This window comes from Amycolatopsis sp. NPDC051045, assembly GCF_040682955.1.
Taxonomy (GTDB): Bacteria; Actinomycetota; Actinomycetes; order Mycobacteriales; family Pseudonocardiaceae; genus Amycolatopsis.
Map to the genome: position 1 here is coordinate 273,749 of NZ_JBFBCC010000003.1, position 24,605 is coordinate 298,353.

Genomic DNA, 24,605 nt, shown 5'->3' on the forward strand with positions numbered 1-24,605 from the left:
GGGTGCATCATGCGCACACGGGCGCGGAACTCGCATACCCCCGAAAGGGGTGGCCGTCACGGCCAGAGGCGCTCGCGGACCCAGCCGTCGCCGGACTTCCGGTACCGCAGCCGCACGTGCCGTCGATCGTGACTGGCCTGCCAGAACTCGACCTCGTCCGGGTCCACGAAGTACCGCGTCCACGTTTCCGGGGCCACGCCCGGGTTCTCCTCGACCCAGCGTTCTGCCTCCGCGGCCGCCGCGTCGAGGTCCGCTGGATCGGACAACACCTGGGACTGGTGCCCGATGAACGCCTCGACGCGGGACGCCGGTGGCCGGGCGAGGAAGTCCGCCGCGGACACCTCGGGCGCGGCGGGGGAGACCGGGCCGCGCAGCCGGACCTGCCGGCCGCGGCCGGGCCAGAAGAACGTCAACGCGGCGCGCGGGTCCTTGCGCAGCTGCAGGCCCTTCGGGCTCTCCGAACTGGTCGCGACCGCCCATCCGTCCGGGCCGACGTCCTTCAGGATCACCACGCGCGCGTCGGGCGCGCCATCGGCGTCCACTGTGGACAGCGTGACGGCGTGCGGCGCCAGCACGTGCTCGCCCGCCTCGGTCAGCCACTCCAAGAACAGCGCCTGCGGGTCCGGCGGCGCCGTTTCCGGCGTGAACCCGGGAAGTTCTTCGGGGAACGACGGCCAGCCGCGCAACTGCACCATGTCAGTAACCGTACGGCCCCTGCTGGGGCGCGTGCCCCGGCGGTGGGTAGACCGGCGGCCGCGGACCGGCCGGGCCGACGTACGGCGGGGGCGGCACCTGCGGCGCCGGCGCGGGCATCGGGTGCTGCAGTTGTTGCTGCGCCTGTTGCCACTGGACCTGCTGGTAGACCTCGGCGGGCTGCGGGAAGCAGTACGTCAGCTTGGCGTTGACCGAGCCCTGCATCGCCGCGCCCCAGATCTTGCCGCCGACGAACGCGTACAGCTGCCCGGCGGAGAGGTCCACCGCGACCATCCGCGTCTCGCCGCCGAACTGGTTGCCCGACTTCGCCGACGCGGCCTGCGCGGCGTCCGGGTACACGCGCCCGCCGACGAGCCCGGCGAGGACGACGGACCCCGCCGTCCAGCCCATGGTGCCGGTCAGGTTCGCGCGGGCGTGCTGCGTCGCGCGGCCGGTGAAGTCGTACAGCGCCGCGGCGCTGACCTCCGGGACGGCGGCGGCGATCACGCAGTAGTTCATCGTCGTGAGCAGGACCCGCTCGGTGAACAGGCCGACGACCGCCGTGGCGGGGCCGATCTGCACGGAGTCCAGCCGGCCACCGGCCCGCTGGATGCGCTCGGCCATCGCGCCGAGGTACTGCTCGGGGGTGAGCACGCCGGGACCTCCCTTGAACACCGCGCGCTCATCGTCGCACGTCCGGTCGTCACGGCGACGTCAGCCAGCAGTTTTCACACATGCTTCGTGGTTGACTGTCCGCGCTATGCGACGACTCGTACTTCTCGCGCCCGCCGTGGTCCTGCTGGCCGGCTGCAGCGCCACCCTCGTGACCGGCACCGCGGTCCCCGCCACGCCGTCCGCGTCCACCGCGGCGGGTAGCGGCCTGCCGCCGGACCCCCAGCCGGGCGCGACCGAGGACTGCCCGTACCTCAGCAGCGAACTCGTGGCCGAGTCGAACGGCCAGCACGTCTCGAAGGTGCGCGTGTCCGCCGACCAGCCGCACCCGGCGTGCTTCTTCTACCGCCCGGACGGGAAGGTCCAGCTCACCGTCCGTGTCTACGTCGGGGACGCGAAAACGGCGACGGCGTTGGTCAACAAGGCGGCGCCGCTCGACTCGTCCAACCCGGCGAGCGACCCTTCCGGCTGGAAGGGCGGCTATTTGTCCACCGACGACGGCGCCGTCTACGCGGTCGCGAAGGGGGCTGCGGCGGTCATCGCGACCACCAACCAAAAGCAGAGCGTAAAGGCACGCACAGTGGTCAAGAAGGCTATCGCTGCCCTGAAGCTCTAGGTAGCGGGCTCCACACGGGGGAGTGATGTTGATCTTGTATTACCCTGTGCGTCACGCGCAGGCTTCGTGGACTCGCGCACCGCAGCCACCGGGGATCCCCACCCCGGGGCCGGGCACCAACTCTGCAACGACAAAGGACAAGATTCGTGGCTGACACCCTCAAGGAAATCCTGCTCGACTCCAGCCGTCGCCCGGCTGTCGTGTCCGACTTCGAGACCCTCGTGGACGCCGAGGTCTCCGACAAGGGCGGCGTTTCGGGTGCCGTCGTCAAGACCGGCTTCGCCGCGGTCAAGAAGATCAAGCCGGGCATCATCCCCTCCGCGGTCGACACGCTGCTGGACGAATTCGCCAACGCCCTCGAGCCGTTCTACGCCGACTACCGGGCCAAGGGCGGCAACGACTTCGGCGCCTACCTGACCGGCCGCTCGGACGAGGCCGCCGACGCGCTGCTGGGCGTCACCGACGCGCGCGCGGAGAAGAGCAGCCGCGACAGCATCAAGAAGGTCTACTCGAAGCTGCGTCCGAACGGCAAGAAGAACGTCGAGGAGGCGCTGCCCCGCCTCGGCCAGCTGATCGACAAGCACGCCGCAGCCGCCTGAGCGGACCCCAGGCAAGACTGAAGAGGCCCCCGGCTGCACCCCCGGGGGCCTCTTCGTGTCTCGTTCAGTTCTTCTTTTCGGCGGGCGCCGTCGAAGGCGCCTTGCCGTTCGCCTGCGGGGTCGGCTTCGCCGCTTCGGCGGGCTTCGGCGCAGGCGGGGTGGCCTTCGGCGGCGCCGGGGCGACCGGCGGCTCCTGCTTCGACCGGAGGGCGTAGGCGGCGCCGGCGCCGACCACGACCAGACCGAGCAGCCACGGCCACTTGCGACGGCTGCGGGTGCCCTTGGCGGCCGACTTGGCCTCGGACAGGGCAGCGTAGAAGTCCTTCTTCGCCGCCTTGAAGTCCTTCTTGCCGCGGCGCTTCGACTCGCCGGCCGCTTTCGCGGCCTTGATGGCGGCCTTCTTCGCCTTGCGACCCGGCTTGCGCAGCTCGGACAGGCGCGCGAGCGCCTCTTGACGAGCGGCCTTCGAGCTCTTCTTGAGCTCCTTGCGGGTCAGTTCCGTCTTCTTCGCGAGCTTCTTCTGCGCGCGCCGCCCCTGCTTGACACCCTCGGTGACGAGTTTGTCGGCGGTCTCGACGGCCTGGGCTGTCGCCCGGGACATGGGCTTCACCTCATCATTCGTTTTGACACTGCTCTGTTACCCGTAACCTATCGTGCCCCTTTTCCCGCCGGCGCGCCGCAGATGGCACGATGAGGTACGTGAAAGCTACGCTGCACACCAACCAGGGTGACATCCACCTGAACCTGCTCCCGGACCACGCGCCGAAGACGGTGGCGAACTTCGTCGGGCTCGCGGAGGGCACCAAGGAGTACACCCAGCCGAACGCGGCGGGTACGACCTCGGGCCCGTTCTACGACGGTTCGATCTTCCACCGGGTCATCGACGGCTTCATGCTGCAGGGCGGCGACCCGACCGGCACCGGCCGCGGCGGCCCCGGCTACAAGTTCGGCGACGAGTTCCACCCGGAGCTGCAGTTCAGCAAGCCGTACCTGCTGGCCATGGCCAACGCGGGGCCCGGCACGAACGGCTCGCAGTTCTTCATCACCGTCGCGCCGACCACGCACCTGAACTTCCGGCACACGATCTTCGGCGAGGTGGCCGACCAGGAGTCGCGCAACGTCGTCGACGCCATCGCGCGCACCTCGACCGGCCCGGCGGACCGCCCCCTGACCGACATCGTCATCGAGAAGATCACGATCGAGCACTGACGGCTTCTTCGCGTGGGACCCCCGGCTTGCGGGGGTCCAGGGGGCTTGCCCCCTGGCGGGGTCCGGGGCTCGGCCCCGGAAGTTTCGGTAGGTTGGTGCCATCGTGAACCAACCGCCGAACCCCGCCGCCGAGCAAGCCGCGCTCCCCGGGTGCTGGTGGCACCCGAACCGCCCGACCGGACTGAGCTGTTCCCGGTGCGGGCGTCCGGCGTGCCCGGATTGCCTCCGCGAGGCCCCCGTCGGCTTCCAGTGCACCGACTGCGTGCACGCCGGCGGCCAGGAGCAGCGCCGCCAGCAGCGCGGCTACCAGGAAGCCGCCTTGGGCGAGCGGACGGTCTTCGGGGCGCGCCTCTCCCAGTCGGTGCTCGTCACGCAGGTCATCCTCGCGGTGAACGTCCTGGTTTACCTCTTCACGGTCTTCCAGGCCCAGAGCCTCAGCGACAACGACTTCTCGGCCGCCTTCCAGCGCGGCAGCCTCTACGTCGCCGCGACCCTGGGCGACGGCGAGTGGTGGCGGGTCCTGACCAACGGCTTCCTGCACTACGGGCCGATCCACGTCGCGGTCAACATGTTCTCGCTGTGGATGATGGGTCGGGCCCTGGAGCAGGTCTGCGGCCGCGGCCGCTACCTCGCGCTCTACGTCATCTCGATGCTCGGCGCCTCCGCCGCGGTCCTGCTGTTCGACGATCCGGGGTCTCGCACAGCGGGGGCCTCCGGGGCGCTGTTCGGCCTGATGGGCGCCTACGCGGTGATCGTGCTGAAGCTGCGGCTGAACCCGACCGGCCTGCTCATCACCCTCGCCCTGAACGCCTTCATCACCTTCGGCATCCCGGGCATCTCGATCTACGCGCACGTCGGCGGCCTGGTGACCGGGGCGCTGGTCAGTGTCGCGCTGCTCTACGCCCCGGAAGCCAACCAGGCGCGCTGGCAGGCCGTCGGGCTCACGATCATCGTGCTCGCGATCGTCGGCCTGCTGGCGTACCAGGCCGGCCAGTTCGGCACGGCGACGTGCGGCTTCATCCCGATCCGCGGGGTCCAGACCTACTTCTGCGTCTAGCTCCGCGCGCGCAGCGTGCTGAGGACGTCCAGGACGTCCCGCGGGTCCTCGCCGAGGTCCAGCCACCCGAAGACGTACAGCTGCTCGTCGTGCTCGATTTCGAGCGTGACGCCGTCGCGGCCCATCCGCCGGGTCGTCCGGAGCCGGGTGCGCGTCTGCGCCCACGGCAGCCGGTGCGCGCCGCTCAGTGTCCGGGTCACCAGGCCATCAGGGCCGGCGGCCAGCCTCGGCCGGACGACGGTGGCGTGGGCGGCGAACGCGCCGACGGCCACGGCCGCCAGTGCGAACAGCACCAAGCCCCCGCGGTCGCCGCTCACCGCTTCGGCCGCCACGCCGGCCAGCAGCATCGCGGTGACCGCCCAGGCCGATACCACAACGGCCTGACGCGGCGCCCAGGAGGTGGGGTAGTTATCCACAGGGGTTATCCACACTGGGGATGAGTCACACCGGTGTAATTCGGTGTCAAGCCGCCAATTGGAGTAATAATCAGCGCCAGCGCATAGTCATGAGCAGACCCGCGATCATCAGCGCGAATCCGCCGGCGAAGTTCCAGTTCCCCAGGTCGGCCATCCAGGAGATCTTGTCCCCGGCGATGTAGTTCACCAGCAGCCACACCAGGCCCAGGAGCATCAGCCCGAACATCGGGATCTTCCAGGCGAGGCCGGTTGGGCCTGCGGCCCGCACCTTCACCGGTGTGCGCCGGTCGGCGGGCGGGGTGTAAGCGGTCTTCTTGCGGACCTTGGACTTGGGCATCGTGTGTTCCTCGCGGTGCTCTTCGGGCTCGTCTGGTGGCGATGTCCCGCTGAGGGTGCGCAACCAGCGCCACGTGCACACGTTAACGTAAACGACCGCAGGAAAGCAGCGGCCAGGAGTGGTCGGATTTCCCGGACCGTGACACCGGCGTCACCGAGGGTTCGACGCGGCTTGAGAGGAGCTTGCGTGGCTACGCGCGAAGGACCGGATGACGACCGGCGCAGACACCCCGGTCAGCCCATGCCGCAGCGTCGTCCCGTCCCGCCCCCGCGCGGCCCAGTGCCGCCCCACCAGCCCCCGCGCGGCCCGCAGGGTCAGCTGCCGCCCCGGCGTCCGCAGGGACCGCCGCCCCGCCGCTACGCCGCCCCGCCCCCGCCGCCCGGCGCCGCCGAGGAGACCGTCATCCTCGCTCCGGTCGGGAAGGGCGGCACGGCGACCGAGGAGAAGCCCGCTCCGGCCCCGCTCGGCAAGGGTGGCGTCGCGATCCGGACCGCCGGCGAGGTCCTGATCACGCTGGGCCTGGTCGTGCTGCTGTTCATGGTCTACGAGCTCTACGTGACCGACCTGTTCTCGGCGGGCAAGCAGTCGGAGGCGAGCGACCAGCTCGACGGCGAGTGGTCGCACGACCGCACGCTGCACCCGGAGCTGATCGACGGCAAGGCCTTCGCCCGCATCCACATCCCCACCTTCGGCGTCGACTACAACTTCACCATCCAGGAGGGCACCGACGACGCCGCGCTCGAAGTCGGCCCCGGCCACTACAAGGGCACGGCGCTGCCCGGTGAGCCCGGCAACTTCGCCGTGGCCGGTCACCGCGTCGGCAAGGGCGCCCCGTTCAACGACCTGGACAACCTCTCCTCCTGTGACCAGATCGTGATCGAAACCTCCGCCGACTTCTACATCTACAAGGTCCTGCCCTACGACGACGAGATCGAGAACTGGGCGGGCGGCAAGGGCGCCGACCCGAAGTGCAAGGGCGTCTCGACCCTGCGCGACGCCAACGCGGAGGAAGGCGGCGCGTACAGCGCGACCTTCGGCCGCAAGGTCGTCCTGCCCAGCCAGGGCACCGCGGTGAACCCGGTCCCGTACAAGGACGCCGACGTGCTGCCGAAGGCCCAGCAGGCCGCACTGCTCACGCTCACCACCTGCCACCCGCAGTTCTCCGCCCGGGAACGGCTCATCATCACCTCGGTGCTGACCCAGCAGGTGCCGAAGAACCAGGTCAAGGACTACGGCGACCTGCTCTCGAAGATCGGGGAGGCCTGATGTACGCCTGGATCTGGCGGAAGCTGCCCGGTCCGTTCGCGGCGAAGCTGACGATCTCGGTCGTGCTCGTGCTCGGCGTGATCGCGCTGCTGATGTTCGTGGTGTTCCCCTGGCTGGAGCCCCGGCTGTGGTTCAACGAGGTCGCGGTCAACTGAGGTTCGGGGTCTTCCTCGTCAGCGGCCGCTTCCCCGGTCAGGCGGACGGGGACGTCCTCCGCCGGTCGGTCCGTGCCGCCGAGCTGGCCGAAGAGGCGGGCTTCGACGACGTCTGGTTCGCCGAGCACCACTTCATGCCCTACGGCGTGTGCCCGTCCGCGATCACCCTCGCCGCGCACGTGCTCGGGCGGACGTCGCGGATCGGCGTCGGCACCGCGGTCAGCGTCCTGTCGACCACGCACCCCGTCGCGCTGGCCGAGCAGTGGGCGATGCTCGACGCCGTCTCCGGCGGCCGGCTGCGGCTCGGGCTCGGCCGCGGCGGCCCGTGGCAGGACCTCGAAGTCTTCGGGACCGGGCTGGATCGCTACGAGACCGGGTTCGAGGAGACCCTCGACGTCTTCCTGCGCGCCACCACCGGCCGGGCCGAGGCGGCCGGGCGGCACTTCGCCTTCCGCGAGGTGCCCGTGGTGCCGGCACCGGAGCGGCGCCCGGACATCGTCGTGGCGTGCGCCGGGCCGAAGTCGGACGCCGTGCGGCTGGCCGCGGAGCGCGGGCTGCCGATGCTGCTCGGCCTGCACGCGGACGACGAGGAGAAGGCGGCGACCATCGCGGCCCACGGCGCGTCCGCCGGCCACGTCTCGACGGTGCTCTGCCAGGTGGGCGCCGACGCCGCCGACGTCGTCCGCGCGGCGCTGCCCGGGTGGCTGGCGGACGGGCTCGGCGCGCACGTCACGGTCGACGGCCGGCCGGGACCGTCCCGGGATCCGGCGGAGTACACCGAACGGCTCTGCGCGATCCACCCGGTCGGCGACGCGGCCCACTGCGTCCGGACCCTGGAAACGAGCCTCCGGCGCACCGGCGTCTCCCACGTGCTGATGCTCGTGGAAGCGTCGGGTACGCCGGAGGGCACGTACGCGAACATCGCGCGGATCGGCACCGAGGTGCTGCCCGCGCTGCGGGCTAGCAGTCCCGCAGTTCCGGGCTCTGGTTGAGCAGCTGGCCGCGCGGCGAGACGAAAGCGCGGTAGCGGTCGCTGTCCAGCTCGGCCTTCTTGAAGACGGCGACCCGGTGGCAGTTCTGGAACGCCAGCTTGACGCCGAAGTGCCGTTCGAGGCCACCGCGGATCGCGTCCGAGGCCAGCGCCCGCAGCAACTGCCCGCGGGCGGCCTCGCTGGGCGGCGGCGTCTCGTTGTCGGCGAAGCCGTCCGCCGTGCCCTCGGCGTCGGCGATGACGCCGGTGATGACCTCCCAGGCGTAGGGCAGGGATTCCTTGACGCAGGTGACGAACTCGGCGTCGGTGACCTCCCCGCGCTCGGCCTTCTCCAGCAACGCGGGTGACACGTCCAGGGACATCGAACCTCCAGTTTGAGCAGGGCCACCCTCTTGGCTACCGGCCGGGTGGCGCCGCCACAAGAGAAAACGATGATCATCACCACTTTGGCGGAAGGCCCGGTCACTCCCAGCGGAAGAGGCGTACCGCCAACGCCGTTCCGGCCACGGCGAAGCCGGCGAGCACGACCAGCTGCAGCGGCTGCACACCGGTGCCGACCCAGGCGTCCTGCAGCGCCTGCGAGCCCGGCGGTACGTAGTCGCCGATCCGGCGCAGGACCTCCGGCAGCAGCGGCCTCGGCAGGTAGACGCCGCCGAAGAACATGATCGGCACGAACGAGATCATCGCGAGCCCGCCCGCGCTCTTGGCCGTGCGGGCGATCGAGGCGGTGACCAGGCCCAGCGCGAACATCGAGACGACCCCGAGCACGAGCGTCAGGAGGAAAACCAGCGGGTGCTTCGGCATCGGGACGTCGTAGACCGCGTCGGCCAGACCGAGGACGAGCCCGATGCCGGCCAGCGCGACCACCACGTGGATCAGCAGCTGCGCGCCCAGCAGGTTCGCCGGGTGCGCCGGCGTCGTGGCCAGCCGCCGCAGCACGCCCTGCTCGCGGTAGGTCGCGACGGCGCCCGGGATCGACTGCAGCGCGAGCGCGGCGAGGGTGACGACGATCAGCGACGGCACCCAGGCGTCGATGAACCGGTATCCGCCGGCCGCCTCGCTGGGTTCTGTCATGCCGGGGATGGCGCCGATCCCCAGCAGCAGGGCGGACGGCAGCAGGATGCCCACCACCGCCATCAACGGCGAGCGGAGGAAGAGCTTGGTTTCGGTGGCGGTGATCTTGGCGAAGGTGTTCACCGGGCACTCCTCGTGAGCGAGACGAACGCGTCGTCCAAAGTGGATGCTCCGGCCGCGGCGCGGAGCTCGGCCGGGGTGCCGGTGGCGACCACGCGCCCGGCGTCGAAGATCGCCACGCGGTCGCAGAGCCGCTCGGCCTCGTCCATGAAGTGCGTGACGAGCAGGACGGTGACCCCGGTGGCGCGGACGCCTTCGACGAGCCGCCACGTTTCTCGGCGGGCGTGCGGGTCCAGCCCGGTGGTCAGCTCGTCGAGGATCGCCAGTTCGGGCCGGCCCACCAGCGCCAACGCGATCGAGACGCGTTGCTTTTGGCCGCCGGAGAGCTTCCCGAAGAAGCTGCGGGCGTGGTCGCGCAGGTCCAGCTGGCCGAGCAGGACGTCGAGGTCGGCCGGCTCCGGGTAGAAGGACGCGAAGAGCTCCAGTGCTTCGCGCACCCGCAGTTTCGGGGGCAGCTGGCTCTCCTGGAGCTGGACGCCGACGCGGCGGGTCAGGGCCGTGCGGTCCGTAGCCGGGTCCAGGCCGAGCACGGACATCGTGCCGCCGTCGGCCGCGCGGAGGCCTTGGAGGCATTCGACGGTGGTGGTCTTCCCGGCGCCGTTGGTGCCGAGGATGCCGAAGATTTCGCCGCGCTCGACGGTGAACGAAACGCCGTCGACCGCGACCCGGGTGCCGTAGCACTTGCGGAGGTCGGTGACTTCGATGAGTGGCATGGCTACGAAGCTACGAACTGGCGGCCGCGTCCGGAATGACGCTGAAACCCCAGCTCAGGTAGCGTTTTGCTGAAGCCGGGGTGGGCCTGGGCCCACCCCTTCCGTGGGGCTTGGGGCACTGCGCGCTCCGGCGTCGGTCGGCGAGGATCCCGGGGGAAGTCTTGGGGAAGGAGGTGCCGGATGCCGTACCCGCGGGCGATCGGCCGGGCGCTGGCCCTGGCCGCGTTCTCGTTGCTCAGCTGGGTCGACGTGCTGGTCGAGCTGATCGCGTTCGCGCTGCTGTGCGTCGGGCTGGTGTTCTTCCTCGGCCCCGCCGTCGAATGGGCCCGCGGCCGCTCGACGGTGGCGCGCACGCTGGCCGCGCGTTGGTGTGGTGTCGAGGTCGAAGCGCCGTACCGGCCCGAGCCGCCGGAGCCGGTGCGGGAGCGCGACGGCTGGTACCGCGACGGCAACCAGCTCTACAAGCGAGCCTTTTGGGTCAGCTGGCAGCACCGCCTCACGTGGGCGCTGGAAGATCCGGCGGCGGGCCGGGAGTTCACCTGGCAGCTGGTGAACCCGCTGGTCACGCTGCTGCTGCCGGTCGCCGTCCTGCTCGGCGGCCCGCCGGTGCTGCGCGGCTACGGCCGGTGGACACGCTGGATGCTGGGTCCCCGCCCACCTGCCGAGCCCACGGGAAAGAACTGGCTGCACCGGCACCTCGAAGCGCTGGGTCACCAGTTCGGCTACCTCGCGGTTTCCTTGCTGCAGCTGATCTTTTCGGTGCCGCAACTGATCCTGATAGCCGGCTGCACGCCGCTGGCCGTCCCGGTGGTGCTGTGGACCCGGACGATCACGGACACGCTGCGCCGCGAGGCGGGGAACCGGACGGGCGTGCAGATCCCGCGGCCGTACCTGCCGCCCCCCGGGTTGCCGGTGCCCCGCGCGGACGGGCTTTACCAGGTCGGCAAGCAGCTGCACGAGGAGCCGTTCTGGCCGGTCCAGCACGCCCGCGTGCGGTGGATCCTGCGCGATCGGGCCACCTGGCGCGACCTCGCCGGCGGCGTGCTCGTCTCGCTGGTTTCGGCCGTGCTGATCCTGCCGACGATCACGTTGGTCAGCTGGGGACTCGTCGGCCTCGGGGCGCTCTGGACCTGGCGGCCGTTCGGGCACCCGCGCGTCGAGTGGTTCCCGTTGCCCGAGGTGTCGACGCACCTCGGTGCGCTCGCGCAGACGCCACTGCTCCTGCTGGCGTTCGTCGCCGGCCTGGCCCCGGCCACGTGGCTGGCCCGGCAGCAGGCCCGCTTCGCCCGGGTGTGGTTCGGGCCGACCGCGGCGTCCCGGCTCGCCCAGCGTGTCGAACGGCTCAAGCAGACCCGCTCCGACGTCACGGTCACCCAGACGGCGGAGCTGCGTCGGATCGAGCGCGACCTGCACGACGGCATCCAGTCCCGGCTGGTCGCGATGGGGATGAAGCTGGGCGCGGTCGAGGCGCTGGTGGACACCGACCCGGCGGCGGCGAAACGGCTCGCGGCGGAGCTGCGCGCGGCGTCGTCCGAAGCGCTCACCGAACTGCGGGTCCTGATCCGCGGCATCCACCCGCCGGTGCTGTCCGAACGCGGGCTGCTGGACGCCGTGCGCGCGCTGGCGATGGACAGCCCGCTCAAGGACCAGGTCACGGGCACAATCCCGGGGCGCCTCGATGAGCCGGTGGAAGCGTGCGTGTACTTCGCGGTGTCCGAACTGCTCGGCAACGCGGCGAAGCACGGCGCGAAGCGGGTGACGATCGAGCTGGCGTTCGCCGACGAGCTGCTGACCGTGGTGGTGACTGACGACGGCCCGGGCGGGGCGAACCCGGCCCGTGGTTCCGGACTCCGGGGAATCGAGCGCAGGCTCGGTGGCTTCGACGGTAGGTTGACGCTGACCAGCCCGATCGGCGGCCCGACGCGGGCGACCCTGGAGATCCCATGCCAGCTCGACCCCGAACCGTCGTCGCCGAAGACCAGTACCTCCTCCGAGACGGCTTGACACACCTCCTGGCCGCGCACGGGTTCGACGTGGTGGCGGCGGTCGGCAGCGGCCCGGAACTGGTGGCGGCGCTGCGCTCCCACCGCCCCGACGTGTCCATTGTGGACGTCCGGATGCCGCCGACGAACACCGACGAGGGACTGCAGGCCGCGCTGGCGGCCCGCCGGGAAATCCCCGGGCTGCCGATCCTCGTGCTGTCCCAGCACGTCGAGCAGCTGTACGCGCGTGAACTGCTGGCCGACGGCACCGGCGCGATCGGCTACCTGCTGAAGGACCGGGTGTTCAACGCCGAGCAGTTCATCGACGCGGTCCGCCGCGTCGCGGCGGGCGGCACGGTGATGGACCCCGAGGTGATCGCGAAACTGGTCGCGGGCAACGCGTCCGACCCGCTGGCGGCGCTGACCGCGCGCGAGCGCGAGGTCCTGTCCTTGATGGCGGAAGGCTGCTCCAACGCCGCCATCGCTTCGCGGCTGCACTTCAGCGAAGGCGCGGTCGGCAAGCACACAGCGAACATCTTCGCGAAGCTGGACATCACCGCTTCGGACGACACCAACCGCCGGGTGCTGGCCGTGCTGACCTACCTCGGCGCGGGGACTTAGCCGCGCGAGATCCGGGTCATCTCCGCGCGCTCCACGACCTTGATGCGCTCGCGGCCCGCCGCCGAACCCAACGCCTTCTCGTGCGCGTCGAGCAGGCCCCAGCCGTCCCAGGTCGTGAACGGGAGGCCGCGCGTCGCGAGGAAGTCGAGGATCGCGTCCGGTGACGCGTACTTCGGAGCGGTGAGCGTGTCCGCGTCCGCCAGGAGGCTCGCGATCGTCTCCGCCGCGTCGCCCTTCGTGTGGCCGATCAGACCCACCGGGCCGCGCTTGATCCAGCCCGTCACGTACACGCCCGGCAGCTGGTTGTCGTCCAGGTCCAGCACGCGCCCCGCCTGGTTCGGCACCACGCCGGCCACGTGGTCGAACGGCAGCTCCGGCAGGTGCGAAGACAGGTAGCCGACCGCGCGGTACACCGCCTGGACGTCCCAGTCGTGGAATTCGCCGGTGCCGCGGACGGAACCGTCGCCGGTCAGCTCGGTCCGTTCGGTGCGCAGACCCGTGACGCGGCCGTCCGCCCCCAAGACCTCGGCCGGCGAGTGGAAGAAGTGCAGGTGCAGCCGGCGCGTGCGGGCACCCGGCTCGCGGATCGCCCACTCCTGCAGCGTCTTCACGACCATGTCGATCTGCTTCGACGCGCGCAGGGTCGCGATGCTGCCTTCGTCGAACTCGATGTCCTCGGGGGACACGATGACCTCGACGTTCGGCGAGTGGTCCAGCTCCCGCAGCTCCAGCGGCGTGAACTTCGCCTGCGCCGGGCCGCGGCGGCCGAACACGTGCACGTCCGTCACCGGGCTGGCCTTGAGCCCCTGGTAGACGTTGTCCGGGATGTCGGTGGACAGCAGCTCGTCGGCCGTCTTCGCCAGGATCCGCGCCACGTCCAGAGCGACGTTCCCGACCCCGAGGACCGCGACCGAAGTGGCGTCGAGGGGCCACTCGCGCGGCACGTCGGGGTGGCCGTCGTACCAGGACACGAAGTCGGCGGCGCCGTAGCTGCCGTCCAGGTCGATGCCCGGGATGTCGAGCGCGCGGTCGGCGGACGCGCCGGTCGAGAAGATCACCGCGTCGTAGAACTCGCGCAGCTCGTCGAGCTTAATGTCGGTGCCGTAGTCGATGTTGCCCAGCAGCCGGATGTTCGGCTTGTCCAGGACCTTGTGCAGCGCCGTCACGATGCCCTTGATGCGCGGGTGGTCGGGCGCGACGCCGTACCGGATCAGCCCGAACGGCGCGGGCATGCGTTCGAACAGGTCGATCGACACGTCGGCGGCGGACTTGTCCAGGATGTCGGCGGCGTAGATCCCGGCGGGACCGGCGCCCACCACGGCTACACGAAGAGATCGGCTCACCCGACCCACGGTAAGTTAGGATCACCTAACCTAAAATGTGATTTGGCGTACGGTCCACCAGGTGGGAGCCGGTAAGCTCGGCGCCATGCGCGTTCTCGTCGTCGACAACTACGACAGCTTCGTCTACAACCTGGTCCAGTACCTGGCCCAGCTCGGCGCCGACTGCACGGTCTGGCGCAACGACGTCGTGGACCTCGATCGCGTGCCCGAGTTCGACGCCGTGCTCGTCTCGCCCGGCCCCGGCACACCCGAACGTGCTGGTCAGAGCATGGACGTCGTCCGCAAGTGCGCCGAGACGCGCACGCCGATGCTCGGCGTTTGCCTCGGTCACCAGGCGCTCGGCGTCGTCTACGGCGCGACCGTCGACCGCGCGCCCGAGCTGCTCCACGGCAAGACCAGCCAGGTGCGGCACACCGGCGCCGGCATCCTCAAGGACCTGCCCGAGGAGTTCACGGCCACCCGGTACCACTCCCTGACCGTGGTGCCCGACACCATCTCCGCCGACGTATTCGAGATCACCGGGCGCACCGAGTCCGGCATCGTGATGGGTATGCGCCACCGCGAGCTGCCGCTCGAGGGTGTCCAGTTCCACCCGGAGTCGGTGCTCACCGAGGGCGGCCACCGGATGCTCGCGAACTGGCTCGCGGCGGCGGGACACCCCGTCGATCCGGTCCGGGTGAACGAGCTCGAACGGGCGACCAAGGCACTGCAGAAGGCCGCTGTTGCGTGATCCGGCTCGAGGGGGTCGGCAAGCGGTACGGGCGTGGTGACTTCGTCCTCCACGACGTCGACCTGGCCGTCGAGCCCGGGCACGTCGTCGGCATCCTCGGCAGCAACGGCTCCGGGAAGTCGACGCTGCTGCGGATCATGGCCGGCGTCTCGCACCCCACCACCGGTTCTCTCACCGGGAGCCCACGGATCGGCTACCTGCCGGACCGCTTCCCGGCCGGCCAGCGCATGGGTGCCCGGGCGTACCTGCGGCACATGGCGCGCATCCGCGGGCTCGCCGACCTCTCGGTGATCGATCCGCTGCTCGAACGCCTTTCCCTGGTCGGCGGCCCGACGGCACCGCTGCGGACGCTGTCCAAGGGCAACGCGCAGAAGGTGGGGCTCGCGCAGGCCGTGATCGTCCAGCCCGACCTGCTGATCCTCGACGAGCCGTGGTCCGGGCTCGACGTCGACACGCACGCGATCCTCGGCGAACTCGTCGCCGAGACCCGGGCGCGGGGCGCGAGCGTCGTGTTCACCGACCACCGGCCGCAGGTGGTGCACGACCACGCCGACGTCGTCCACCTCATGGAGCAGGGCCGGCTCACCGCGGAAAGCGCGGAGCCGACCACGCGGATCGTCCTGCGGGGCGGTGGCTCCGGCTGGGCGGACGAGCCCGGCGTGCGGCACGCCGTCACCGAAGGACCCCACGTGGTGCTCACGGTCGAGGTCGGCCGCGTCGACGCGGTGCTGCTCCGGGCGCTCGAGGACGGCTGGTCGGTGCGGGAGGTGGCGCCGTGTTCGCGCTGACGCGGTACTACCTGGCGCTGCTCGCCCATTCGCAGCGGTACTTGCCGGCCCTGCTGGCTTACCTCGCGCTGTGCGTGATCCTCTACGCTGACCCGCACTCACCGCCGCTGCCGCTGTTCGGCGTGAGCGCCGGCGGGCTGCTGGTCGTGTCGTGCTGGCTGACGATCGCCCTGCTCGACATCGAAGATCCGGTGCAGCGCCTGGTCACCCTGAGCCACGCCCGGCACTGGCGGCGGATGATCACCGGCGCGATCCTCACCGTGCTGGCCTGCTCGCTGGTTCTCACGGCGATCACCGAGGGGTGGTCGGCGCTCAAGTCGTTGAAGGTCCAGCCGTCGGCACTCGGAATCGGGTTGCTCGCCCACCTCGCGTGCGCGGTGCTGGGCATCGCGATCGCGCTGCCGTGCTCGCGGCTGCTGGTCCACCGCATCGGCTGGACGGTGCTCGCCGCGGTGATCACGCTCGTCGTCGTCCTGCTGGCGAAGATTCCGCTGGTCCACCCGCTGCTGCACGCCCTGACCGACGAAGAACCGGTCGGCGGTCCGCTCGTGCTCGCGCTCGTCACGTCGGTGGCGATGCTGGCCGTCAGCTTCTTCGCCGTTTCAGCCCTCGTGCGCCGGCGCTCCTGACTGCAACTTGCAGACTTCAATTTCCCTACCGGGCTTCCAGGGGGACCACGCGGCCGACTAAGGTTCGGGGCCTCTCCGGTTCTGGGCGAAGGGAGCTCGGGTGACGGCTGGGATCGTCGCGATCACCGTGCCAAACTCCGATGGCCGGCTTCCGGAGCTCGCCGCCTGGTTGCGTGGCGAAGACGAACTCCGCGGCCGCGTCCAGGTCTTCGACGCCGTCGTGGTCGGCGTTTCGAGCAAGTCCGCCGGTGTCTTCTGCCGCTCGCTCTTCGCGTGGCTGCTGCGGGGCCGGGAAGCCCGCGTCTCCCTGAAGGTCAAGCGCTCGGGCGCCGCCGAGGAGCTCCAGCTCGATTTCGGCTCCGCGAGCGATGCCGAGCAAGTTCTCGGAGCTGTCCAAGGATTCCTCGACAAGTCCTGAACGACGAAAAGGCCCGCACGGCGAACCGTGCGGGCCTTTTCGTGCGTCGCCGCTAACGCGAGGTCGTCGGCGGGGTGAAGCTGATGCTCGGGAATCCGTTGCCTTCGGACACGTTGACCGTGATGTTCTGGTCCTTGCTGACCTGCGTGCCCGGAGACGGGTTCTGCCCGGTGATCGTGCCCTCGGGCGCGTTGCTGCTCTTGTCGGACTTCTGGTTCAGCCTGCCGGTCCAGCCCATGCTCGACAGCTTGTCGTTCGCCTCTTCGACGCTCATCCCGACCAGGGTCGGCATCTGGATCTGGGTCTGGGTCTCCGGACCCGTCGACACGGTCAGCGTGATCAACTCGCCCACCGCCAGCTGGCCACCGTTCGGGTTCTGCGTGATGACCGAATCCTTCGGCACCGTCTCCGACGCCGACTCGACCTTCCTCGTCCGCCAGCCCTGGCCTTCCAACGCCGCCTTGGCCTGCGAGTAAGGCTTGTTGGTGAAGTCGGTGACCGTCTTGAGCTGCTTCGACTTGCCCACCGTGATCTTCACGCTGCTGCCCTGCGCGACCTCGGACGCGGCGGCCGGGGTCTGGTTCTGCACCAGGCCGGCCTGGTTCGGGTCCTCGACCTCGACCGTGTCGACGTTCGCGTCGAGGGTCAGCTTCGCGTCGGTCAGGGCCTTCTCGGCCTCATCACGGTTCTTGCCCTTGAGGTCCGGCACGCTGGCCTTGCCCGGGGCGACACCGACGTACAGCGTGATCTTCTGGCTGGTCGCGACCTGGGTCCCGACCGACGGGTCGATCTTGATGACCCGGGTGACGTCGTCCTGGCCGCACTGCGGGCTGCCGTCGGTCGGCTGCACCATGCAGGTCACTTGCTTCGTCTCGACCGTGCCGTTGAAACCCTTGTTGATCAACGCTTCGCGAGCCTGGGGGACCGTCAGGTGCAGCACGTCCGGGACCGCGACCAGCGTCGCGTCGTTGCTCTTGAACGAGCCCGCCAGCCACATGATCAGCAGCACCGCGCCCAGCACGAACACCGCGGCCACCGCGGCCAGGATCGTGCGACGGCGGCGCTTGGCCTTCGGGTCTTCGTCGTCCGGCTCGCTGTACTCGTCGTAGCGCTGCGCCTGCCGCCGATCGGCGTTCATCACCTGCGTGCGCTCGTCTTCCGACATCACCATCGGTGCCACCGGGCGCTGGCCCGAGAGCGTGCGCACCAGGTCCGAGCGCATCTCCGCCGCCGACTGGTAGCGGTTCGCCGGGCCCTTGGCCAGCGCCTTCAGCACGACCGCGTCCAGTTCGGGCGCCACGGCCGGGTTCACCGACGACGGCGGGTTCGGGTCCTCCCGGACGTGCTGGTAGGCCACCGCGACCGGGGAGTCCCCGGTGAACGGCGGCTCGCCGGTGATCAGCTCGTACAGCACGCAACCGGCGGCGTAGACGTCGGAACGCGCGTCGACCGACTCGCCGCGGGCCTGCTCCGGCGAGAGGTACTGCGCCGTGCCGATCACCGCGGCCGTCTGGGTCATGGCGGACTGGCCGTCGTGCATCGCGCGCGCGATGCCGAAGTCCATCACCTTGACCGCGCCGTTCTTCGTGATCATCACGTTGGCCGGCTTGACGTCGCGGTGCACGATGCCGTGGCGGTGCGAGAAGTCCAGCGCCGCGCAGACGTCGGCCATGACCTCCATCGCCCGCTTCTGCGACATCGGGCCCTCGGTCTTGACGATGTCGCGCAGCGTCCGGCCTTCGACGTACTCCATGACGATGTACGGCAGCGGCCCGAAGTCGGTGTTCGCCTCACCGGTGTCGTAGACCGCGACGATCGCCGGGTGGTTCAGCGCGGCGGCGTTCTGCGCCTCACGGCGGAAGCGCTCCTGGAACTGCGGGTCCCTGGCGAGGTCGGCACGGAGGATCTTGATCGCGACTTCCCGGCCGAGACGCACGTCGTGGCCGTGATGGACCTCGGACATGCCTCCGTAGCCGAGCGTCTCGCCCAGCTCGTACCGGTTGGAGAGCAGTCTGGGTGTGCTCATCTCTGGGTGCCGTTCCATTCCGTCCAAGGTGTGGTCATGATGCCTTGCTGGCCATCGTCGGTCGTGCCTGGAGTGCTGGCCGCACCGGCGCTCGAACCGGGCTCCTCCGCGGGCGCCTGTCTGCCCGGGACCACCTCGCTCTGCGTCTGGCCGGTGTGCGGAGGCGAGCCGCCGCCACCGAGCATCTTCGCCACCAGCACGATGCCCGCCACCAGGACAACGAGCAGGATCGCCGCGAGCAGCGCCCACCAGCCCCACTGGGTCTTCTTCCGGGGGGCCGGCACCATGACCTGGCGCACAGCGGGCCGGGACGGCGGGCCGATGGCGACCATCGGGTTCATCGCGGGGGACGGCGGGCCGACCGGCATCGGCTGTTGCGGCGGGGAAAGCTGTTGCGGGGGCACCGGTATCGGCGCCGAGGGCGGCGGCTGCTGCGGTTGCTGTTGCTGGGGCTGCTGCCCGGTCGCGTACGTGGCGTTGACCAGCCCGGACGGCGTCGGCAGCGGCAGCCCGGCGCGGACCGCGGCGACGGCGGCCGCGAACTCGCCGCCGTTGTTGTAGCGCTGCCGCGGATCCTTGACCAGGGTCGCCTCGATCACCGCGCGTGCCGCGGGTGGCACGTCGGGCGGCAGCGGCGGCGCGATGTCGCGGATGTGCATCATCGCGACCGTCACGGCGTTCTCGGACAGGAACGGCCGGTGCCCGGCGAGGCACTCGTAGCCGCACACCGCCAGCGAGTAGACGTCGGACGCCGGCTCCGCCGGTTGCCCGAGCGCCTGCTCCGGCGCGATGTAGTGCGCGGTGCCCATGACCATGCCGGACCTGGTCACCGGGGCCGCGTCGGCCGCCTTCGCGACCCCGAAGTCGGTGATCTTCACCTGGCCCGCCGACGTCACCAGGATGTTGCCCGGCTTGACGTCGCGGTGGACCAGGCCGTGGGAGTGCGCCGCCTGCAGCGCGTTGCCCGCCTGTTCGAGCATGTCGAGCGTGAACTCCGCCGACAGCCGCCCGTGCTTGGCCAGCAACCCGGCCAGCGGGTCGCCGTCGACGAGCTCCATCACCAGGTACGCGATCGGCAGGTCGCCGTCGAAGATGGTTTCGCCGTAGTCGTGCACCGCGGCGATGCCGGGGTGGTTCAGGGACGCCGTCATCCGCGCTTCGGTGCGGAAGCGGTGGAGGAATTCGGCGTCGCCGGAGAGTTCGGCCTTGAGGATCTTGACGGCCACGGTCCGGTCCAGCCGGGTGTCACTGGCCTGCCAGACCTCGCCCATCCCGCCGACGGCGATCCGGCTCGTCAGCTTGTAGCGGTCGGCCAGCAGCTGACCGGAGGACAGCATGCGCTATCCACCCCCGAGCTTCGCGTTGATCGCCGCGCGGCCGATGTCCGCCGCGACCGTGCCGCCGGTGGCCGCGAGGCCGCGGTTGCCGCCGTCCTCGACGATCACGGCGACCGCGATCTGCGGGCTGTCGGCCGGGGCGAAGGCGGTGTACCAGGCGTGCGGGGCGGTGTTCTTGGAGTCCGTGCCGTGCTCGGCGGTGCCGGTCTTCGACGCGATCCGGATGTCCGCGCGCTTGCCGCCGCCCTTGGTGAAGCTCTCGGAAGCGATCATCATGTCCTTGAGGATCGCGGCGTTCGACGACGAAAGCGCCGGGGTGCCGGTGAGCTCGGTGGGGCTGTAGTCCTCGATCGTCGACAGGTCCGGTGCCAGTACCGACTGCACCAGCTGTGGCTTCATCGCCATCCCGCCGTTGGCCACGGTGGCCGCGAGCAGGCAGTCCTGCAACGGCGTCAGCCGGACGTCGCGCTGGCCGATGCCGCTCTGGTAGAGCGCCCCCTGCGAGTCGAGCGGGCCGACCGTCGACGGCGCGACCTTCATCGGCACGGTCAGGTCGGTCTGCCCGATGCCGAAGTTCGCCGCCGTCTTCTTCAGCTTGTCCGCGCCGAGCTGGCCGGCGAACTGCGCGAACGGCACGTTGCAGGAGTGCGCGAGCGCGTCCTTGAACGTGGTGCCGGGGCATGGGCTGCCGGCGTAGTTCTCGAGCGTGACGCTGGTGCCGGGGAGCTTCGTGTTCGGCGCCGGGTCGATCGGGGTGTCCGGGCCCTTGCCGTCCTCGAGCACGGCCGCCGCGGTGACCAGCTTCATCGTCGACCCCGGCGGGTAGGTCTCCGAGATCGCCCGGTTAAGCATGGGCTTCTTCTGGTCCTTGTTGTACGCGTTCCAGGCGTCGGTCTGCGCCTTCGACGTGTGGGAAGCGAGCTGGTTCGGGTCGTACGACGGCGTCGAGACCATCGCCAGGATCCGCCCGGTGCTCGGCTCCATCGCGACGACGGCGCCGGTGTAGCCCTTTTGCGTCATCAGGTCGTACACGGCCTTCTGCACGGCCGGGTCGATGGTCAGCCGGACGTTGCCGCCGCTGGGGTCCCGGCCGGTGACCATGTCCGACAGCCGCCGCACGAACAGCCGCGGGTCGGAGCCGTTGAGGACGTCGTCCTCGGCGCGCTCGAGGCCGCCGGCGCCGTAGTTGATCGAGTAGTAGCCGGTGACCGGCGCGTACATCGGGCCGTCGGCGTAGGTCCGGATGTACTTGTACTTGTCGTTCGACGGGTTGATGCCGGCCAGCACCTCGCCGTTGGCCTGCGACACGATCTTGCCGCGCTGGCGGGCGAACTCGTCGTAGAGCACGCGCGCGTTGCGTGAGTCGGTGCGGTAGTCGTCGGCCTTCACCACCTGGATGTAGGTGGCGTTGCCCAGCAACAGGACGATCATGACGAGCATCGCCATGCCGACCTTGCGGAGGGGGGTGTTCATGCCTGCACGCTCCCGTCCGCCGGCGGGCGCTGCACCAGCACGGTGTGCGCTTCCGCGATCGGCGCCTGCGGCTGTTGCTGCGGCTTGGGGCGGGAGGCGGGCTTGCGGGCCGCGTCGGAGATGCGGAGCAGCAGCGCGACCAGGATGTAGTTCGCGAGCAGCGACGAACCACCCTTGGACAGGAACGGTGCGGTGATACCGGTCTCCGGGATGAGTTTCGTGACTCCGCCGACGACGACGAAGATCTGCATGACCATGGTGAACGCGAGCCCGCCGCCCAGCAGCTTGCCGAACGTGTCGCGCACGGCGAGCGCGCTGCGCATACCCCGCATCGCGACCAGCAGGTACAGCATCAGCACCGCGGCCAGCCCGATGAAGCCGAGCTCCTCGCCGATCGACGCGGTGATGAAGTCGGTGTTGGCCTCGGGCACCATGTCCGGCCGCCCGGCGCCGAGCCCGGTGCCGCCGACGCCACCGGTGCCGAGCCCGAACAGGCCCTGCGCGAGCTGGTAACCGCCGCCGGCCTGGTCGTAGGTGGCCAGCGGGTCCAGCCAGTTCGCCACGCGCTGCTGGACGTGCGTGAAGAGCTTGTACGCGATCACGCAGCCGACGGCGAAGAAGCTGAGGCCCAGGACGACCCAGATGGCCCGCTCGGTCGCGACGTACAGCATGACCAGGATGACGCTGAAGAACAGCAGCGAGGTGCCGAGGTCCTTTTCGAACACCAGAACGCCGATGCAGACGAACGCGGCGATCAGGATCGGGCCGAGGTCACGGGCCCGCGGGAGCTCGACCCCGACGAGCTTCTTGCCCGCCACCATGAACAGGTCCCGCTTCGACACCAGGAACGAAGCGAAGAAGACCATCAGCAGGATCTTCGCGAACTCGCCCGGCTGGATCGAGAAGAACGGCAGCTTCAGCCACACCTTGGCGCCGTTGACCTCGGACAGGCTCGACGGCAGCAGCGCCGGCAGCGCCAGCGCGACGATCCCGACCAGGCCCGCGGTGTAGCCGTAGCGGGTCAGCGTGCGGTGGTCGTTCACCACGATCAGCACGACGACGAAGAACACCAGCGAGATCACGGTGAACAGCACCTGCGCGGTGACGGCAGGCGTGTAGTCCTTGCCCTGCTGCGTGGCCCGTTCGGCCAAGGCCAGGTCGATCCGGTGGATCATCACCAGCCCGATGCCGTTCAGCAGCGCCACACAGGGGAGCAGCACGGGGTCGGCGTAGGGCGCCCACTTGCGGACGGCGAGGTGCGCGCCGGTCAGCACGCCGAGGTAGGCCAGGCCGAGCCAGATGATCGACGCGGTGAGCGCCTGCTCCTGGTTCGCTTCCACCAGGACCAGCGCGATGGTGACGATGAACGTCGCGAACCCCAGCAGCACCAGCTCGGTGTTGCGGCGGGTCGGGACCTCGCGCGGCGGGTTCGTCTGGAACTGCGCGGCGAGCGGTTCGGCGGCGCGCGCGACAGGCTGGCCCATCAGTTACCGCCTCCCGTCGTCGGTGCCGTCGAACTCGGCGTCGAGCAGTCCCTCCCCGCTGGCTGGCCCGCCGACGACGGAGCAGTGGAGCCGGCCGGAGCCGACGTAGTCGTCGTCGGCGTGACCGAAGGGGTTGGCGTCGGAGACGGTTGACCGCCGGCCGGCGCGCAGTTGTTCAAGCGCTTGCGCAACTGCAGGAAGTCGTCGATGTACTTCCGCGCTTCGTCGAGATTGTCCTTTTTTACGCCGTTCTGCACCGCCAGCCGCGCGTCCTCCTGGAGCTGGGTGACGCGCAGCTTGTCCGTGCACACCTGGCTGGGCGGGCAGGACCCCTGCTCGTAGGCGTGCAGGTCGATGCCGAGAATGCTGCCGGGGACGCCGCGGTAGATCACGACCTCCCCGTCCGTTCCCTCGCCGACATAGTACTGACTCAGCACGAAGTACCGGGTCGCGATGGCCGCCGCGGCGAGCACCACGAGGACCACCAGCGCGCCGGCCAGCCAGCGGAACCGCTTCCGGCGCCTGGCCTTCGGGTCTTCCTGCGGCTGCGGCAGCTCCGCGCGCGGCGACGGCGGGGGCTGGGTCAGCGCCCTGGCTCGCGCCGCGGGCGAGTCGCCCTGGTGCAGTTCGTCGCTGCCGTCGCCGGCGGCGCCGCCAACGATGGGCGCGTCCTCACCGAAGTCGACGTCGACCACGTCGGCGATGATCACCGTGACGTTGTCGGTGCCGCCGCCCTTGAGCGCCAGCTCGATCATCCGGTCCGCGCACTGCTGCGGGTCCGGGATCTGCACGGCCTCGGCCAGCGTCTCGTCGCTGACCATGCCGGACAGGCCGTCGGAGCAGATCAGGTACCGGTCACCGGCGCGCGCCTCGCGCACGGTCAGGCTCGGCTCGACCTCGTGCCCGGTCAGCGCCTTGAGCAGCAACGACCGCTGCGGGTGCACCGCCGCCTCTTCGGGCGTGATGCGGCCCTGTTCCAGGAGTTCGTTGACGAAGCTGTCGTCGCGCGTGATCTGCGCGAACTGGCCGCCGCGCAACAGGTAGGCCCGCGAGTCGCCGACGTGCACCAGCCCCAGCCGGGTGCCGGCGAACAGGACGGCCGTGAGCGTCGTGCCCATGCCGTCCAGGTCCGGGTCCTGCGAAACCAGCTCGGCGATCGCGGCGTTGCCGTTCGCCACCGCTTCGCGCAGCTGGGCGAGCAGGTCGTCACGCGGTTCGTCGTCGTCGAGGGGGGCGAGCGAGGCGATGACGACCTTGCTGGCCACTTCACCCGCCGCGTGCCCACCCATGCCGTCGGCGAGCGCGAGCAGGCGAGGGCCGGCGTACACGGAGTCCTGGTTGCTCGAACGCACCAGGCCCCGGTCGCTGCGGGCTGCGTAGCGGAGGACGAGAGTCATGGGCGAAGCTCGATCACCGTCTTGCCGATCCGGATGGGGACTCCGAGCGGGACCCGGAGGGGTGCAGTGACCTTAGCCCGGTCGAGATAGGTCCCGTTCGTCGAGCCCAGATCTTCCACGTACCAGTCCTCACCGCGCTGCGCGATCCGCGCGTGCCGGGTCGACGCGTAGTCGTCGTCGAGGACCAGCGTCGAGTCGTCGGCCCGGCCGATCAGGATCGGCCTGCCGTCCAGCGCGATGCGCGTCCCGGCGAGCGCGCCGTGGGTCACCAGCAGCTGCTGCGGCGACTTGCTGTTGCGCGGCTTCTTCTCCTTCTTGCGCCCGAAGGTCGGCACCTGGACACGCATGCCCGACGCCGCGTAGAGGTCCGACCGGACGACTCTGAGCGCAGCGAACACGAAGAGCCAGAGCAGCACGAGGAAGCCCACCCTGGTGAGTTGTACGACCAGCTCTGGCACT

At 70.3% G+C, this 24,605-nt stretch carries 28 protein-coding genes; 13 read left to right on the plus strand and 15 right to left on the minus strand.

Annotated features, from left to right (window positions below; translation table 11 throughout):
* Window positions 1-56 precede the first annotated feature (56 nt).
* Together AB0M80_RS09040 and AB0M80_RS09045 are read right to left on the minus strand one after the other, a co-directional pair.
* Entirely contained in the window at window positions 57-695 is a 639-nt protein-coding gene (locus AB0M80_RS09040) for a pyridoxal 5'-phosphate synthase (protein WP_364561075.1), read from the minus strand.
* 1 nt (window position 696) lies between these two features.
* Window positions 697-1,347, minus strand: coding sequence for a hypothetical protein (locus AB0M80_RS09045; RefSeq protein ID WP_364562009.1), 651 nt, complete (start codon window positions 1,345-1,347; stop codon window positions 697-699).
* Window positions 1,348-1,453: 106 nt separating this feature from the next.
* On the opposite strand from AB0M80_RS09045, the gene AB0M80_RS09050 reads away from it, so the two are divergent.
* The gene (locus AB0M80_RS09050; RefSeq protein WP_364561078.1) at window positions 1,454-1,981 is read left to right on the plus strand and encodes a DUF2020 domain-containing protein; all 528 of its coding nucleotides are present in this window, start codon (window positions 1,454-1,456) and stop codon (window positions 1,979-1,981) included.
* Window positions 1,982-2,127: 146 nt separating this feature from the next.
* The gene (locus tag AB0M80_RS09055) at window positions 2,128-2,580 is read left to right on the plus strand and encodes a hypothetical protein (RefSeq protein WP_364561081.1); all 453 of its coding nucleotides are present in this window, start codon (window positions 2,128-2,130) and stop codon (window positions 2,578-2,580) included.
* A 64-nt stretch (window positions 2,581-2,644) separates the two neighbouring features.
* On the opposite strand, the gene AB0M80_RS09060 is transcribed toward AB0M80_RS09055, so the two are convergent.
* Window positions 2,645-3,181, minus strand: coding sequence for a hypothetical protein (locus AB0M80_RS09060; RefSeq protein WP_043787024.1), 537 nt, complete (start codon window positions 3,179-3,181; stop codon window positions 2,645-2,647).
* 89 nt (window positions 3,182-3,270) lie between these two features.
* Between AB0M80_RS09060 and AB0M80_RS09065 the strand changes: the two genes are divergently transcribed.
* Both AB0M80_RS09065 and AB0M80_RS09070 read left to right on the plus strand, forming a co-directional pair.
* Entirely contained in the window at window positions 3,271-3,789 is a 519-nt protein-coding gene (locus AB0M80_RS09065; RefSeq protein WP_364561084.1) for a peptidylprolyl isomerase, read from the plus strand.
* 103 nt (window positions 3,790-3,892) lie between these two features.
* Entirely contained in the window at window positions 3,893-4,846 is a 954-nt protein-coding gene (locus tag AB0M80_RS09070; protein ID WP_364561087.1) for a rhomboid family intramembrane serine protease, read from the plus strand.
* Here the strand turns inward: AB0M80_RS09070 and AB0M80_RS09075 are convergent.
* Together AB0M80_RS09075 and crgA are read right to left on the minus strand one after the other, a co-directional pair.
* The gene (locus tag AB0M80_RS09075) at window positions 4,843-5,262 is read right to left on the minus strand and encodes a PH domain-containing protein (protein ID WP_364561090.1); all 420 of its coding nucleotides are present in this window, start codon (window positions 5,260-5,262) and stop codon (window positions 4,843-4,845) included. The two genes, AB0M80_RS09070 and AB0M80_RS09075, sit on opposite strands and share 4 nt — an antisense overlap.
* A 70-nt stretch (window positions 5,263-5,332) precedes the next feature.
* A complete protein-coding gene (gene crgA, locus AB0M80_RS09080) occupies window positions 5,333-5,599 on the minus strand; it encodes a cell division protein CrgA (RefSeq protein WP_043787021.1) in 267 nt (88 codons plus the stop codon).
* 240 nt (window positions 5,600-5,839) lie between these two features.
* On the opposite strand from crgA, the gene AB0M80_RS09085 reads away from it, so the two are divergent.
* The 3 genes from AB0M80_RS09085 to AB0M80_RS09095 are packed head-to-tail and all read left to right on the plus strand — an operon-like array spanning window position 5,840 to window position 8,012.
* A complete protein-coding gene (locus tag AB0M80_RS09085; RefSeq protein ID WP_364562011.1) occupies window positions 5,840-6,865 on the plus strand; it encodes a class E sortase in 1,026 nt (341 codons plus the stop codon).
* Entirely contained in the window at window positions 6,865-7,020 is a 156-nt protein-coding gene (locus AB0M80_RS09090) for a hypothetical protein (RefSeq protein WP_086853103.1), read from the plus strand. The genes AB0M80_RS09085 and AB0M80_RS09090 overlap by 1 nt, the downstream gene beginning before the upstream one ends.
* Window positions 6,993-8,012, plus strand: a complete 1,020-nt coding sequence (locus AB0M80_RS09095) for an LLM class flavin-dependent oxidoreductase (protein WP_364561094.1) — start codon at window positions 6,993-6,995, stop codon at window positions 8,010-8,012. Before AB0M80_RS09090 ends, AB0M80_RS09095 begins: the two co-directional genes overlap by 28 nt.
* On the opposite strand, the gene AB0M80_RS09100 is transcribed toward AB0M80_RS09095, so the two are convergent.
* The 3 genes from AB0M80_RS09100 to AB0M80_RS09110 all read right to left on the minus strand — a co-directional run bounded on the left by AB0M80_RS09100 (window position 7,981) and on the right by AB0M80_RS09110 (window position 9,918).
* Window positions 7,981-8,373 (minus strand): SCO5389 family protein, encoded by a 393-nt coding sequence (locus AB0M80_RS09100; protein ID WP_364561096.1) that lies wholly within the window; start codon window positions 8,371-8,373, stop codon window positions 7,981-7,983. The two genes, AB0M80_RS09095 and AB0M80_RS09100, sit on opposite strands and share 32 nt — an antisense overlap.
* A gap of 100 nt (window positions 8,374-8,473) precedes the next feature.
* Window positions 8,474-9,208, minus strand: coding sequence for an ABC transporter permease (locus tag AB0M80_RS09105; RefSeq protein ID WP_364561099.1), 735 nt, complete (start codon window positions 9,206-9,208; stop codon window positions 8,474-8,476).
* Entirely contained in the window at window positions 9,205-9,918 is a 714-nt protein-coding gene (locus AB0M80_RS09110) for an ABC transporter ATP-binding protein (RefSeq protein WP_364561101.1), read from the minus strand. The genes AB0M80_RS09105 and AB0M80_RS09110 overlap by 4 nt, the downstream gene beginning before the upstream one ends.
* Before the next feature lie 180 nt (window positions 9,919-10,098).
* Here AB0M80_RS09110 and AB0M80_RS09115 point away from each other — a divergent pair, with 180 nt between their 5' ends.
* Window positions 10,099-11,922, plus strand: a complete 1,824-nt coding sequence (locus AB0M80_RS09115; RefSeq protein ID WP_364561104.1) for a histidine kinase — start codon at window positions 10,099-10,101, stop codon at window positions 11,920-11,922.
* Window positions 11,862-12,521, plus strand: a complete 660-nt coding sequence (locus tag AB0M80_RS09120; RefSeq protein ID WP_364561107.1) for a response regulator transcription factor — start codon at window positions 11,862-11,864, stop codon at window positions 12,519-12,521. The genes AB0M80_RS09115 and AB0M80_RS09120 overlap by 61 nt, the downstream gene beginning before the upstream one ends.
* Here the strand turns inward: AB0M80_RS09120 and AB0M80_RS09125 are convergent.
* On the minus strand, window positions 12,518-13,837 hold the full coding sequence (locus AB0M80_RS09125; protein ID WP_364562013.1) for an FAD-dependent oxidoreductase: 1,320 nt from the start codon (window positions 13,835-13,837) through the stop codon (window positions 12,518-12,520). The genes AB0M80_RS09120 and AB0M80_RS09125 overlap by 4 nt on opposite strands.
* A 112-nt stretch (window positions 13,838-13,949) precedes the next feature.
* On the opposite strand from AB0M80_RS09125, the gene AB0M80_RS09130 reads away from it, so the two are divergent.
* From AB0M80_RS09130 to AB0M80_RS09145, 4 genes are all read left to right on the plus strand, one after another.
* A complete protein-coding gene (locus AB0M80_RS09130) occupies window positions 13,950-14,594 on the plus strand; it encodes an aminodeoxychorismate/anthranilate synthase component II (RefSeq protein WP_364562015.1) in 645 nt (214 codons plus the stop codon).
* Window positions 14,591-15,382 carry an ABC transporter ATP-binding protein gene (locus AB0M80_RS09135; RefSeq protein ID WP_364561110.1) on the plus strand — a complete coding sequence of 264 codons (792 nt, stop codon included), beginning with the start codon at window positions 14,591-14,593 and terminating at the stop codon, window positions 15,380-15,382. The genes AB0M80_RS09130 and AB0M80_RS09135 overlap by 4 nt, the downstream gene beginning before the upstream one ends.
* Window positions 15,370-16,011 (plus strand): hypothetical protein, encoded by a 642-nt coding sequence (locus AB0M80_RS09140; RefSeq protein ID WP_364561113.1) that lies wholly within the window; start codon window positions 15,370-15,372, stop codon window positions 16,009-16,011. Before AB0M80_RS09135 ends, AB0M80_RS09140 begins: the two co-directional genes overlap by 13 nt.
* A gap of 100 nt (window positions 16,012-16,111) precedes the next feature.
* On the plus strand, window positions 16,112-16,429 hold the full coding sequence (locus AB0M80_RS09145; protein WP_364561116.1) for a hypothetical protein: 318 nt from the start codon (window positions 16,112-16,114) through the stop codon (window positions 16,427-16,429).
* A gap of 52 nt (window positions 16,430-16,481) precedes the next feature.
* Here AB0M80_RS09145 and pknB read toward each other — a convergent pair whose 3' ends face one another.
* The 6 genes from pknB to AB0M80_RS09175 are packed head-to-tail and all read right to left on the minus strand — an operon-like array spanning window position 16,482 to window position 24,604.
* Entirely contained in the window at window positions 16,482-18,455 is a 1,974-nt protein-coding gene (pknB, locus tag AB0M80_RS09150; RefSeq protein WP_364561122.1) for a Stk1 family PASTA domain-containing Ser/Thr kinase, read from the minus strand.
* Window positions 18,452-19,792, minus strand: a complete 1,341-nt coding sequence (locus AB0M80_RS09155; RefSeq protein ID WP_364561129.1) for a serine/threonine-protein kinase — start codon at window positions 19,790-19,792, stop codon at window positions 18,452-18,454. Before AB0M80_RS09155 ends, pknB begins: the two co-directional genes overlap by 4 nt.
* 3 nt (window positions 19,793-19,795) lie before the next feature.
* Window positions 19,796-21,265, minus strand: coding sequence for a penicillin-binding protein 2 (locus AB0M80_RS09160; RefSeq protein ID WP_364561132.1), 1,470 nt, complete (start codon window positions 21,263-21,265; stop codon window positions 19,796-19,798).
* Window positions 21,262-22,749, minus strand: a complete 1,488-nt coding sequence (locus tag AB0M80_RS09165; RefSeq protein WP_364561135.1) for an FtsW/RodA/SpoVE family cell cycle protein — start codon at window positions 22,747-22,749, stop codon at window positions 21,262-21,264. Before AB0M80_RS09165 ends, AB0M80_RS09160 begins: the two co-directional genes overlap by 4 nt.
* Window positions 22,749-24,146, minus strand: a complete 1,398-nt coding sequence (locus AB0M80_RS09170; RefSeq protein ID WP_364561138.1) for a PP2C family serine/threonine-protein phosphatase — start codon at window positions 24,144-24,146, stop codon at window positions 22,749-22,751. Before AB0M80_RS09170 ends, AB0M80_RS09165 begins: the two co-directional genes overlap by 1 nt.
* On the minus strand, window positions 24,143-24,604 hold the full coding sequence (locus AB0M80_RS09175; protein ID WP_003079002.1) for an FHA domain-containing protein: 462 nt from the start codon (window positions 24,602-24,604) through the stop codon (window positions 24,143-24,145). Before AB0M80_RS09175 ends, AB0M80_RS09170 begins: the two co-directional genes overlap by 4 nt.
* Between the last annotated feature and the right edge of the window lies 1 nt (window position 24,605).